This window comes from Mycobacterium simulans, from assembly GCF_900232995.1.
Lineage (GTDB): Bacteria > Actinomycetota > Actinomycetes > Mycobacteriales > Mycobacteriaceae > Mycobacterium > Mycobacterium simulans.
In genome coordinates, this window is sequence record NZ_OCVX01000003.1 from 2,186,077 (window position 1) to 2,198,898 (window position 12,822).

10 protein-coding genes are annotated in these 12,822 nt (G+C 63.8%); 5 read left to right on the forward strand and 5 right to left on the reverse strand.

What is annotated here, in order from left to right; genetic code table 11:
- Positions 1 to 2: 2 nt before the first annotated feature.
- On the reverse strand, positions 3 to 1,478 hold the full coding sequence (locus tag MSIMFI_RS10580; protein WP_191497166.1) for a dihydrolipoyl dehydrogenase family protein: 1,476 nt from the start codon (positions 1,476 to 1,478) through the stop codon (positions 3 to 5).
- A 176-nt stretch (positions 1,479 to 1,654) separates the two neighbouring features.
- On the opposite strand from MSIMFI_RS10580, the gene MSIMFI_RS29990 reads away from it, so the two are divergent.
- Positions 1,655 to 3,517 carry a PPE family protein gene (locus MSIMFI_RS29990; protein WP_191497167.1) on the forward strand — a complete coding sequence of 621 codons (1,863 nt, stop codon included), beginning with the start codon at positions 1,655 to 1,657 and terminating at the stop codon, positions 3,515 to 3,517.
- A gap of 80 nt (positions 3,518 to 3,597) precedes the next feature.
- Here the strand turns inward: MSIMFI_RS29990 and MSIMFI_RS10590 are convergent, their stop codons facing one another.
- Entirely contained in the window at positions 3,598 to 4,404 is an 807-nt protein-coding gene (locus MSIMFI_RS10590) for a family 1 encapsulin nanocompartment shell protein (RefSeq protein WP_191497168.1), read from the reverse strand.
- Positions 4,401 to 5,420 (reverse strand): Dyp-type peroxidase, encoded by a 1,020-nt coding sequence (locus tag MSIMFI_RS10595; protein WP_224770148.1) that lies wholly within the window; start codon positions 5,418 to 5,420, stop codon positions 4,401 to 4,403. The genes MSIMFI_RS10590 and MSIMFI_RS10595 overlap by 4 nt, the downstream gene beginning before the upstream one ends.
- A 24-nt stretch (positions 5,421 to 5,444) precedes the next feature.
- Here MSIMFI_RS10595 and MSIMFI_RS10600 point away from each other — a divergent pair, with 24 nt between their 5' ends.
- A complete protein-coding gene (locus MSIMFI_RS10600; protein WP_191497170.1) occupies positions 5,445 to 6,701 on the forward strand; it encodes a M18 family aminopeptidase in 1,257 nt (418 codons plus the stop codon).
- 14 nt (positions 6,702 to 6,715) lie between these two features.
- On the forward strand, positions 6,716 to 7,060 hold the full coding sequence (locus MSIMFI_RS10605) for a VOC family protein (RefSeq protein WP_191497171.1): 345 nt from the start codon (positions 6,716 to 6,718) through the stop codon (positions 7,058 to 7,060).
- On the opposite strand, the gene MSIMFI_RS10610 is transcribed toward MSIMFI_RS10605, so the two are convergent.
- Positions 7,057 to 7,701, reverse strand: a complete 645-nt coding sequence (locus tag MSIMFI_RS10610; protein ID WP_191497172.1) for an acetyl-/succinyl-CoA transferase — start codon at positions 7,699 to 7,701, stop codon at positions 7,057 to 7,059. The two genes, MSIMFI_RS10605 and MSIMFI_RS10610, sit on opposite strands and share 4 nt — an antisense overlap.
- Before the next feature lie 65 nt (positions 7,702 to 7,766).
- On the opposite strand from MSIMFI_RS10610, the gene purL reads away from it, so the two are divergent.
- Positions 7,767 to 10,031, forward strand: a complete 2,265-nt coding sequence (gene purL, locus MSIMFI_RS10615) for a phosphoribosylformylglycinamidine synthase subunit PurL (protein WP_191498123.1) — start codon at positions 7,767 to 7,769, stop codon at positions 10,029 to 10,031.
- A 100-nt stretch (positions 10,032 to 10,131) separates the two neighbouring features.
- Complete coding sequence (locus tag MSIMFI_RS10620) at positions 10,132 to 11,088, forward strand: phosphodiesterase (protein WP_191497173.1); 957 nt, start codon at positions 10,132 to 10,134, stop codon at positions 11,086 to 11,088.
- Here the strand turns inward: MSIMFI_RS10620 and MSIMFI_RS10625 are convergent.
- Positions 11,033 to 12,622 carry a stealth family protein gene (locus MSIMFI_RS10625; protein ID WP_191497174.1) on the reverse strand — a complete coding sequence of 530 codons (1,590 nt, stop codon included), beginning with the start codon at positions 12,620 to 12,622 and terminating at the stop codon, positions 11,033 to 11,035. The genes MSIMFI_RS10620 and MSIMFI_RS10625 overlap by 56 nt on opposite strands.
- Positions 12,623 to 12,822 lie beyond the last annotated feature (200 nt).

Genomic DNA, 12,822 nt, shown 5'->3' on the forward strand with positions numbered 1-12,822 from the left:
GGCTAAACGACCACAAAAAATGAATCTCGGTAGGTTTCAAGAAGTCTCAACCATAGTTCACTGATGGTTGGGAAGCACGGAACCGCGTGCCACAACCGATCGATGGGCACCTGGCCGGCGACGGCGACCGTGGCCGCGTGCAGCATTTCCGTGACGCCCGGGCCGACCATCGTCACACCGAGCAGGTGGCCGCGATCGACGTCGACCACCATGCGTGCCCTGCCCGCATATCCGTCGGCGTAGAGCTTGGCTCCCGTTACAACGTCGCCAATTTCGACATCGATTGTCTTGACTCGGTGCCCGGCCTGCACCGCCCGTTCCGTCGTCAGCCCCACCGCGGCGACTTCGGGGTCGGTGAAGAAGGCCTGCGGCACCGCGTGGTGGTCGGCGGTGGTCGCGTGCACCCCCCAGGGCGCGGTGTCCACTGGCATACCCGCGGCGCGGGCGCCGATGGCCGCACCGGCAATGCGCGCCTGATACTTGCCTTGATGGGTCAGCAGCGCGCGATGATTGACATCGCCGGCCGCATAGAGCCAACCGCCTTCCACTGTCTGGACGCAACAGGTGTCATCGACTTCGAGCCAACTGCCCGGGGTCAGTCCCACTGTTTCCAAACCGATATGGTCGGTCAGGGGCTTGCGGCCGGTGGCAAACAGTATTTCGTCGACCTCAAGCTCGGTATCGTCGTCCAAAGTGAGGACCACGGGGCAATAGGGGTAAGGCCGGCGGAGTTCGCGGACTGACACACCCACGCGCACGTCCACGCCCGCGTTGGCGAGTCCGCGGCGGACAAGCGCCCCCACGAAAGGCTCCATCCGAGGCAGCAGGTGAGAGCCTCTAGCCAGTAACGTCACCTTTGAGCCCAATCCTTGCCAGGCCGTTGCCATTTCGACGCCCACGCCCCCGGCTCCGACGACGGCAAGCCGGTTCGGGACGTCGCTGCTGTCGGTGGCTTCGCGGTTGGTCCACGGTCGGGCTTCGGAGAGGCCGGGCAAGTCGGGCAGCGCGGGCCGGCTTCCGGTGCAGACGACAACTGCATGCCGTACTGCCAGCACTACCTCCTTGCCGCTCGGTGTAGTGACGACGACTCGTCGCGGACCGTCCAACCGTCCATGCCCGCGTACCAGGGTCGCGCCGATGCCATCCACCCAGTCGCTTTGGCCGGTGTCGTCCCAGTCTTTTACGTAGCGATCGCGGCGGCCGAAGACACCGGCCGGGTCTATCGAACCGGCCACCGCTTCGCGCGCCCCGTCGATTCGGCGGGCCTCGGAGATGGCGATGACTGGACGCAGCAAGGCTTTGCTGGGCACACACGCCCAGTACGAGCATTCGCCTCCGACGAGTTCCCGTTCAACCACCGCGACGCTCAGACCCGAAGCCCGGGCTCGATCTGCGGCATTCTGTCCAACCGGCCCCGCGCCTAGTACCACAACATCGTATTCCCTGTCGTAGTCCTGTTGCTCCTGGTCGGCTGCCATGCTCAGCCATCCTTTCGGTTGGTCCTCAAAATGACGCTACCCCGTGACTCTGCCGCTAAATCACCTCTGGTACAGGGGGATTGCCAATTTTCTCACGATCCGAGCCCGGTGCAGCTAGGTTAATGGCTGCCACTGCGGGAGTGAATGTCGTGGTGGGGGAGAGTCAAGGAGTCGTGATGGCGAATTTCGCATTGCTGCCACCGGAAATCAATTCGGCGCTGATGTTCACCGGCGCGGGGCCGGGGCCGCTGCTGGAGGCCGCGGTGGCCTGGGATGGGTTGTCTTTCGAGCTGGGTTCGGCGGCGTCCTCGTTCGGCTCGATAACTTCGGGTTTGGCAACTCAAGCATGGCAAGGTCCGGCGGCGGCGGCGATGGTAGCGGCGGCCGCACCCTATGCAAGTTGGCTGGACGCTGCCGCGACACGGGCTGCCGGCGCCGCGGGGCAGGCCCGGGCGGTGGCAGGCGTCTTTGAGGCCGCACGCACGGCGATGGTTCAGCCGATCGCGGTGGCTGCCAACCGTTCTCAGATCGTGTCGCTAGTGCTGTCGAACCTGTTCGGGCAAAACGCCCCCGCGATCGCGGCCGTCGAGGGCATCTACGAGGAGATGTGGGCCCAGGACGTGGCCGCGATGGTCGGGTATCACGCCGGAGCGTCCGCGGCGGCTGCGCAGTTGACGTCGTGGCAGCGGTCACTGCACAGCGTGCTCGGGATCCCCGGGAACTGGGGCGTCGGCAACACCGGAAGCAACAACCTGGGCAACGGCAACACCGGTAACCAGAATGCGGGTAACGGGAACATCGGGAATTCCAACCTCGGTAGTGGCAATACCGGTAGTTCCAACGTGGGCGGCGGGAACACCGGCAATTCAAACATTGGTGGCGGCAATCACGGCGAGACGAACATCGGCGGTGGCAATTCCGGCACCGGAAACGTGGGCGGCGGCAACAGCGGTAAACAGAATGTCGGTTTCGGCAATGCGGGGACAGGGAATATCGGCGGCGGCAACAAGGGCGACGGAAACATCGGCTTCGGAAACATCGGCCCTACCGACACTGCGGCCCACTCCAACATCGGTAGCGGAAATACCGGCAGCTTCAACAGGGGCTCCGGGAACACCGGCGATGGCAACTGGGGCTTCGGCAACACCGGCAACGGCAATATCGGCTTCGGCAACACCGGCAACGGCAACATCGGCATCGGGCTCACCGGCAACAATCAGATTGGCATCGGTGGCCTGAACACCGGCAGCGGCAACATCGGCTTCGGCAACTCGGGCAGCGGCAATATCGGATTCTTCAACTCCGGAAACAACAATGTGGGCTTCTTCAACTCGGGCTTTGCCAACACGGGCTTTGAGATTTCGGGAACGAACAATACGGGTTTCCAAACCACGGGCGGCACTGTCACGGGCGCCTGGAATACCGGTCTGAACACCACAGGTTTCGGAAACACGGCGGGGGAAGTCACCGGGGCATTCAACTCGGGCCGCTACACCACGGGCCTCTTCAACTCCGCCGATCAGGTCACGGGCATGTTCAACTCGGGCAAGTCTTCGACCGGCTTCTTCAACTCGGGGCATGGCAACACCGGGTGGGCCAACGCTGGTGCGGTGAACACCGGGTTCGGGAACTCCGGCAACACCAACACCGGCGGCTTCAACGCGGGCAACCTAAATACCGGCTTCGGAAATATGGGTAACGGCCCTGGGCTCAGCTCGGGTTTCGCAAACACAGGGACGGGCACATCGGGCTTCTTTAACCAGGGCAACAACGCCTCCGGCTTTACCAATGCAGGAGACGACACCTCGGGCGCGCGTAACGGAGCTCCCGATGGTTCGGGCTTCAATAACTCGGGTTTCGGCGGTTCGGGTTTCCAGAATTCCAGCGATCGGGGTTCCGGCTTCTTCAACAGCGTCAACAATGGCGTGGGTTTCCAGAACTCGGGTTTCTTCAACACCGGCATCCGTAACTCGGGCGCCGGCAACGTGAGTGTCTACCCAGGCGATTCTCACGGGCATTCCGGTTTCTTCCACCGGTGAGATCAGTGGTTGTTAATCAGCATCGCTGAATACATGCGCAGGCGCCGTCGGGCACCAGCACGCTTCCGGCGCGCCGGCTCTTAGTCCGGCTTCGGGCTGAGCGCGACCGACGCCTCAGACGTGTAGCACAGGAACGTCAACGTCTCTTGCAGATACAACTGCACCGTGTCGGCGTCATGGCTGAGGTAACCGATCGACACATCGGTACCCAACTGTAGGTCGAAGTCACCGCCGCGGGTGGTCAATACGAAAGCACCGTCGATGGCCGGTGCCCAGATGATTTCCCCGTCGACGAGCCGGTTCAGATGCTCGCGGATGGGATAGCCGTGTTCGGTTGTTTCACTGACCTTGGTGTAGACGTCGGCGCTCAACAGCACCGAATACGGCCCGTCCACACCGGCCAACCGCAGTTCCGACAACGCCTGGCTGATCACGTCAGGAATGTCGCGTGGGTCGTCGGGCAAGGTCAGCGCCGGGTTCGAGCTCGCGTGCCGGATACCCTCGATCGACGCGGGAGCGTAACCCTCGAAGATGCTGCGGTCCTCGACGAAGGCCAACTTCTTGGCTGCCTTCTTGACCGGCTCCCAGTCGGAGTCCTTCGAACCACGCTCGACGTCGTCGATCTCGTTGCGCGACAAGGTAAACGGAACCCGCAGCCGGATCAGGGGTTTGCTATCCCGCAAGTGGGCGATCACGCCGTCGGTGGGCGCCTGCACGTCGATCAGCCTCCCGGTGCTGACCGCCGCGGTGACCGGTCCACCGGGCTCGCTGACGTCGACGACCCGGCGACCCGCGATGTGGCGTTTGAATGTGCGGGCGGCCTCCAATTCGATGTCTGCCCAAGCGGATTCGGTGACCGGTGCGAGATCGCGGTACAAATTGTTCATCGAGATGTTCCTTTCAGGCTGCCGATCCCGAGTGATCCGTCGTCAGAAGCAGGAGTATCTGCGGGGGCTCTCACCTGCGCGCAGGGCAGGGGCGGTGGATCGTCGAGGAAGTCGATGGTGGGGGAAAAGAACAGTCCGCCGGTGGCCGCAGTGGAGAAGTCTAGGATGCGGTCGGTATTTCCCGGTGGATCGCCGAGAAACATGTTGCGCAGCATCTGTTCGGTCACCGCCGGGGTGCGGGAATAGCCAATGAAGTAGGTGCCGTACTCACCTTTGCCAACTTCGCCGAACGGCATATTGTGTCGCACGATCTTCAGCTCGGCGCCGTCCTCGTCGGTGATGACGTTGAGCGCTACATGTGAGTTGGACGGCTTGACGTCGTCGCCGAGTTCGATGTCATCCAGCTTCGTGCGGCCGATCACGCGTTCCTGCTCGGTGGCCGATAGCGATTCCCACGAGGCCATGTCATGCAGGTACTTCTGCACGTGTACATAACATGCGCCCGCAAAGTCGGGATCTTCATCACCAATTGTGGTGGCGCTGACGGCGATTGGGCCGTCGGGGTTTTCGGTGCCGTCGACAAAGCCCAGCAGATCACGGTTGTCGAAGAACCGGAACCCATGCACCTCGTCCACGACGGTCACCGCGCCGGCCATCGACTTGACGATGCGGCCGGCCAGCTCGAAGCAGACGTCCAACGTCTCGGCGCGGATGTGGAACAACAGGTCGCCCGGAGTGGCCGGGGCGACGTGCCGCGGCCCGGCCAGCGGGATGAACGGATGCAGCTCGGCGGGCCGAGGTCCGCTGAATAATCGGTCCCAGGCGCCGGACCCGATCGAGGCCACCACCGACAGGTGTTTGGTCGGGTCACGGAAGCCGATCGCGCGCACCAGACCGGACAGGTCTTGCAACGCGTCGTGCACGATCGCCTCGCCACCGTCGTCGATCGTGGCCACCAGGAAGATTGCGGCAGGCGTCAACGGTGCCAGAACCGGCTGGGGCTGAACAGCGGGCACAGGCTTGATGCTAGACATGCCTACATGACAGCCACGGCAGCGGGCTTGTGCGAATTCATCGACGCTTCTCCGTCACCGTTTCATGTTTGCGCCACGGTGGCCCGACGGCTGCACGACGCTGGGTACACCGAACTCAACGAGGCCGACTCCTGGCCGGACCAACCGGGCCGCTACTTCACCGTCCGGGCCGGGTCATTGGTGGCCTGGAATTCCGACGCGGCGGCGAGCGCGTTCCGGATCGTCGGCGCCCACACCGACAGCCCCAATCTGCGGGTCAAGCAACACCCGGACCGGCTGGTCGCCGGCTGGCAGGTGGTGGCGCTGGAGCCGTACGGGGGAGCATGGCTGAACTCCTGGCTGGACCGTGATCTGGGCATCAGCGGTCGACTGTCGGTGCGAGACGGCGCCCGGGTCACTCACCGGCTGGTTCGGATCGACGATCCGATCCTGCGGGTGCCGCAGCTGGCCATTCATCTGGCCGAGGACCGCAAGTCCGTCACGCTGGATCCGCAACGGCACATCAACGCGGTGTGGGGGATCGGCCGGGAAACGGGTTCATTCGTGGGCTACGTCGCCGAGCGGGCCGGGGTGGCCGAATCCGATGTGCTTGCCGCCGACCTGATGACGCACGACCTGACCCCGTCGGCCGTGATCGGTGCCGACGCCAGCCTGCTCAGCGCGCCGCGGCTGGACAATCAGGCGAGCTGCTACGCGGGTCTGGAAGCCCTGCTGGCCGCCCAGCCGCGTGACTACCTACCCGTGTTGGTGCTCTTCGACCACGAGGAGGTCGGCTCCAGCTCCGGTCACGGCGCCCAGTCCAACCTGCTGGGCACAGTCCTGGAACGCATCGTGCTCGTCGCCGGCGGTAGCCGGGAAGACTATCTACGGCGACTGCCCGTTTCGCTGCTGGCGTCGGCGGACATGGCACACGCCACGCATCCCAACTATCCCGAGCGTCACGAGCCCGGCCATCTAATCGAGGTCAACGCGGGCCCGGTGCTCAAGGTGCACCCGAACCTGCGCTACGCCACCGATGGACGCACCGCGGCGGCGTTCGCGCTGGCCTGCGAGCAGGCCGGAGTCCCACTCCAGCGCTACGAGCATCGCGCCGACCTGCCATGCGGGTCGACGATCGGGCCACTGGCCTCGGCGCGGACCGGAATACCCACCGTCGACGTTGGCGCCGCTCAGCTTGCGATGCATTCCGCGCGTGAATTGATGGGCGCTCACGATGTCGCCGCCTACTCGGCGGCACTACGAGCGTTTCTGTCGGCCGGCTGACCTACCATCCGGCTATGACACTCACCGTAGAGATGGTCACGTTCGACTGCAGCAACCCGGCGAAGTTGGCCGGCTGGTGGGCCGAGCAGTTCGGCGGTACCACGCATGAGCTCGCGCCCGGCGAGTTCATCGCGGTGACCCCGCCGGAAGGACCCCGCCTGGGATTCCAGAAGGTGCCCGACGTGACGCCCGGAAAGAACCGGGTGCACCTCGATTTCGTTGCCACGGACGTTGATGCCGAGGTGTCGCGGCTGACTGCGGCTGGCGCTACCGAGGTAGGACGTCACCGGTTCGGCGACAATTTCCACTGGGTGGTGTTGGCCGACCCCGAGGGCAACTTGTTCTGTGTGGGGGGCTAGTGGTCAAGACGAAACAGCGGCCGGCAGCGATCGAAACCGTCGACCCGCGTCTCGACGGTTTGATGCCGCTGCCATCTCTCGCGGGTGAGCCGGAACCGTAACTGCTCGGCCATCACGCCATCTCGCGCCAGTCGGTCTATGCCGGCGTCCTGGTAGCCGTTGCGACGGGAAACGGCGATGGAAGCCGGGTTGTCAACGAACGACGACGAGGTTGCAACCTCAGCGCCCAGCTCGTGAAACGCGAAATACAATGCAGCGGCCCGCATTTCGGTGCCGTAGCCGAGACCCTGGTACTTCAGCCCGAGCCACGAGCCGGAATGGACCTGGCGGGTGATGGGAAAGTCTTTCGCCCTCAGCCCCTGTACGCCGACGGCGCTCCCGTCGACGACGACGGCGAGTGGCAGCGCCCAGTCATACCATTTGAAGCCAGCCAATTCCCGCCACACGTACGACAGCGTGTTGAAGGGCAGGTCGGCCCGCGGCGCGCGTGTCCAGGGGACCGAAAACGGCATCCGGTCGGGGTCGTGCACGCCACCGAGAATGGTGTCGATCAGCTGGTCGATCAGTTCCTCGGTGGGCAGCCGCAGCTGCAGGCGCGGCGTGGAGATCCGCAGGTCGAACAGCGGCCAGTGACGAGACATTGGAGCATTATGAAGGACTTTCGGCGGGAACCTAGACTGTCTCCGTGACGAGCGCGCGCACCCACGTGACCGACACCGTCGAACACGCCGCGAACACCCCCGACCACCCGCAACCGTTTCACGAGTTGGGCCTCAAAGACGACGAGTACCAGCGGATTCGCGACATTTTGGGCCGCCGGCCCACCGATACCGAGTTGGCGATGTACTCGGTGATGTGGAGCGAGCACTGTTCGTACAAGTCGTCCAAGGTCCATCTGCGCTACTTCGGTGAGACCACCACCGATGAGATGCGCGCCGGCATGCTGGCCGGGATCGGCGAGAACGCCGGCGTCGTCGACATCGGCGACGGTTGGGCCGTCACCTTCAAGGTGGAATCGCACAACCACCCTTCCTACGTCGAGCCCTACCAGGGCGCGGCCACCGGCGTCGGCGGCATCGTCCGCGACATCATGGCCATGGGTGCCCGACCGGTGGCCGTCATGGACCAACTTAGGTTCGGTGCCGCCGACGCGCCGGACACCCGCCGGGTGGTCGACGGTGTAGTCCGCGGCATCAGCGGCTACGGCAACTCACTGGGCCTGCCCAACATCGGCGGCGAGACCGTCTTCGACGCGTGCTATGCCGGCAACCCGTTGGTCAACGCGATGTGCGTCGGTGTGTTGCGCCAGGAGGACCTGCATTTGGCGTTCGCCTCAGGCACCGGCAACAAGATCATCCTGTTCGGCGCCCGCACCGGCCTGGACGGCATTGGCGGGGTGTCGGTGTTGGCATCGGACACGTTCGACGCCGAAAGGTCGCGCAAGAAGCTGCCTTCGGTTCAGGTCGGCGACCCCTTCATGGAGAAGGTGCTCATCGAATGCTGCCTGGAGCTTTATGCGGGCGGCTTGGTGATCGGCATCCAAGACCTCGGCGGCGCCGGATTGGCTTGTGCCACATCGGAGTTGGCGTCCGCCGGGGACGGCGGCATGGCGGTCGATCTCGACACCGTGCCGCTGCGGGCCAAGGAGATGTCGCCCGCCGAGGTGTTGTGCAGCGAGTCGCAGGAGCGGATGTGCGCCGTGGTCGCTCCCGAAAACGTCGACGCCTTCCTGGCGGTGTGCCGCAAGTGGGAGGTGCTGGCCACCGTGATCGGCGAGGTCACCGACGGTGACCGGTTGCGGATCACCTGGCATGGCGAGACGGTCGTCGACGTGCCGCCGCGGACCGTCGCCCACGAAGGGCCGGTGTACCAACGCCCGGTCGCCCGTCCGGAGACCCAGGACGCATTGAACGCAGACCGCTCCAGCGGGCTGCCGCGCCCAGCTACCGGCGACGAACTGCGCGCGACTTTGCTTGCGCTGCTGGGCAGTCCGCACCTGTGCAGCCGCGCGTTCATTACCGAGCAATACGACCGGTATGTGCGCGGCAACACCGTGCTCGCCGAGCATGCCGATGGCGGCATGCTACGCATCGACGAGTCCACCGGCCGCGGCATCGCAGTGTCGACCGATGCGTCGGGCCGCTACACCCTGTTGGATCCTTACGCGGGTGCTCAACTCGCGCTGGCCGAGGCGTACCGCAACGTCGCCGTCACCGGCGCCACCCCGGTCGCGGTGACCAACTGCCTCAATTTCGGATCGCCCGAAGATCCCGGGGTGATGTGGCAATTCTCGCAAGCGGTGCGCGGGCTGGCTGATGGCTGTGCGGCCCTTGGGATTCCGGTGACCGGCGGCAACGTCAGCTTCTACAACCAAACCGGGTCGGCGGCGATCCTGCCCACGCCGGTGGTCGGAGTACTCGGGGTCATAGACGATGTCAACCGGCGCATCCCCACCGGACTGGGCAACGAACCCGGCGAAACCCTGATATTGCTCGGCGACACTCGCGACGAATTCGATGGCTCCATCTGGGCGCAGGTAACGGCCGACCATCTGGGCGGGCTACCACCCACTGTCGACCTGGCGCGCGAGAAGTTATTGGCAGACGTGTTGAGCTCGGCATCTCGAGATGGACTGGTATCTGCCGCGCACGACCTGTCCGAAGGCGGCCTGGCCCAAGCCATTGTGGAATCGGCGCTGGCGGGTGAAACTGGTTGCCGCATAGTGCTTCCCGAGAATACAGACCCATTTGTCATGCTGTTCTCCGAATCCGCGGGCCGGGTTTTGGTCGCCGTGCCACGCACCGAAGAAAGCCGATTCCGTGCGATGTGTGAGGCGCGGGCATTGCCCGCGGCCCGCATCGGCGTCGTCGACCAGGCTTCGGATCAGATAGAGGTTCAGGGTCTGTTCACCGTTTCCCTGGCCGAGCTGCGCGAGACGTCCGAGGCAGTCCTGCCGCGGTTTTTTGGATAGGTGGCACAGCTCACAATTGCGCGGATGTCGTCGGCGGCGCCGCTATGATTGTTGGCTCGCGACCAAAACCAACAATTGATGGAAGGGTGTGGCACCTCCGGTGCACAGACTTAGGGCCGCGGAGCATCCGCGGCCGGATTACGTTCTTCTCCACATCAGCGACACTCATCTCATCGCAGGGGATCGCCCGCTTTACGGAGCGGTAAATGCCGACGACCGGCTGGGCGACCTGCTTCAACAGTTAAATCACTCCGGGCTCCGTCCCGACGCGATCGTCTTCACCGGCGATCTGGCCGACAAGGGCGAGCCGGAGGCCTATCGCAAGCTTCGCGACCTAGTCGAGCCATTCGCCGCCGAGCTGGCTGCCGAGCTCGTCTGGGTAATGGGCAACCACGACAACCGTGCCGAATTGCGCAAGTTCCTGCTGGACGAGGCGCCGTCGATGGCGCCGCTGGACCGCGTGCGAATGATCGACGGCCTGCGCGTCATCACGTTGGACACCTCGGTGCCGGAACATCATCATGGCGAAGTCAGCGCGGCGCAATTGGATTGGCTCGCCCGAGAATTGGCAACCTCGGCGCCGGACGGCACCATCTTGGCGTTGCATCATCCGCCGATTCCGAGTGTGTTGGACATGGCCGTCACGGTTGAGCTGCGTGACCAGGCCTCCCTGGGGCGGGTACTCAAGGGAAGCGACGTGCGCACCATTTTGGCCGGGCACCTGCACTACTCCACGAACGCGACCTTCGTCGGGATTCCGGTTTCGGTGGCGTCGGCCACGTGCTACACGCAGGATTTAACGGTTGCCGCTGGGGGAACCCGGGGCCGAGACGGCGCTCAGGGCTGCAACCTTGTACACGTCTACCAAGACACCGTGGTGCACTCGGTGATTCCGCTTGGCGGCGGACAAACAGTGGGCACCTTTGTTTCGCCCGCGCAAGCGAAGCGCAACATCACCGAAAGCGGCATATTCATCGAGCCGTCGCGGCGCGATTCACTGTTCAAGCACCCTCCGATGGTGCTGACACGGTCGGCACCGCAAAGTCCGGCCGGCTGACGTCAGCAGCGACTTTCTCCCAAGGCGCGGGGATCGGGAAGTAGCGTTCCAAGAAGCTGACAACCCGTTCGGCACGCTCGGCGGCGGGGACTTCGGGAAAACTACCGTCGTTGAGACAGAAGAAGTCGTAACCGTGTCGCTTCCGCAACTCAGGAAGCAAATTCAAGCCCGCGTAGCTGGTGGTGTCTACGTATAGGACTTTGGCCTTCTCCTGTTGGACTGCGCGTCCGGTCATTAGCGCGTAGTAGTGGTAGAACGAGTTGGTCACCGAGATGTCGGTGCCCGACCGGAACGCACTGGCCTGAGTGCGGGCGAATTCGTCTGGGAATTCTCGCTCCATCTCGATCAGCACGCTCTTGCGCAACGGCACCGCGGTGTGCTCGAGATGACGGGTAATGACCTGCCCGAACCGCTCGAATAGCAACTCGCGGTTCACCCGGGCCGCGTTCTCAAAGCCACTGCGCGTGGGATCGTTTGCGCCCAGCCCGATCCGAGTCTTGGCTTCGATGAACCGGGTGACCCCTCCCGGAGAGAAGAACATGCTGGCCTTGAGCGGTCGGCCGAAGAACATGTCGTCATTGGAGTACAGGAAATGCTCGCTGAGATCGGCGATGTTGTGCAGCTGACTTTCCACCGCATGCGAGTTGTAGGTGGGCAACGCGGCACGATCGGAAAAGTGGTCCTCGGCGCGCACAATGGTGATCTTGGGGTGCTCGGCCAACCATGGCGGCGGCAACGAATCCGTCGCAATGAAGATGCGGCGGATCCACGGAGCAAACATATTTACCGAACGCAGTGCGTATTTCAACTCGTCGATCTGCCGGATCCGCGCTTCGGCGTCGTCGCCTTCACCGACCACGACCTGCGACATTTGTGCCGCGCGCCGCGCACGGAACTCCGGATCACTGCCGTCGACCCAGGAGAACACCATGTCGATATCGAATGTCACGTCGCTGGCGTGCGGCGTGAACATCCCCTCGATGGTGGCCCACTTGTACCCGTACAGCTTGACGGTCGTCGGGACTAGCTCTGAGCGTGGCAGCACCTTGCGGGTAAGCGAGTTTTCCACCGGACAGCGGATCATCGTCTCCTCGAACACCCAGAATTGAAGTTCCACACCAAACGCCGGCCCATAGCGAAATCCTCCGGGCGCAATGCGTCGTCGGTACAACCGCACGATGCGCGGATCGACCAGCCGAGAGAGCCCGCCGGTGGCAACTAGAACCGGGGAAAGACCTCGCTCATCAATGGTTTTGGCGTACATCGGTTCCGCGGCGCACGCGGCAACCAGCGCACGCTCTAACGCTGGGCGCAGCTCGATGTTGATCGCGAGCACTGGCCGGTTCTTGTGGTTGCGTATCAGCAGATACGGAATATCGGCCTTGTTCAAGACCTTTCGCAGAAACACCAGATCCTCGATCTGTGCCTCATGAGGGGTCAGGCTGGATTCCAGACGCGCGATCTTGCCTCGCCGGGTGACGATGATGGGATTCATGGCGGGCCGACCGCCGTCGCGCGACATGAGCTTGGGCATCAGAACACCGCCTTAGGGACTTTAGGGGAAGTGTGGCGACTAGGGCACCGAGAGGATCTCATAGATCGGACGTCAGCGCATGGTAGAGACAGTGCATTTGCACGGACTTCACATGAAGTTGTGCGGTACGTCGATAATGCTTGCAGCACAGCAGATTTAGCGCATTGCCGACATCTTCTGTAAACCTGTCCGTTGTATGT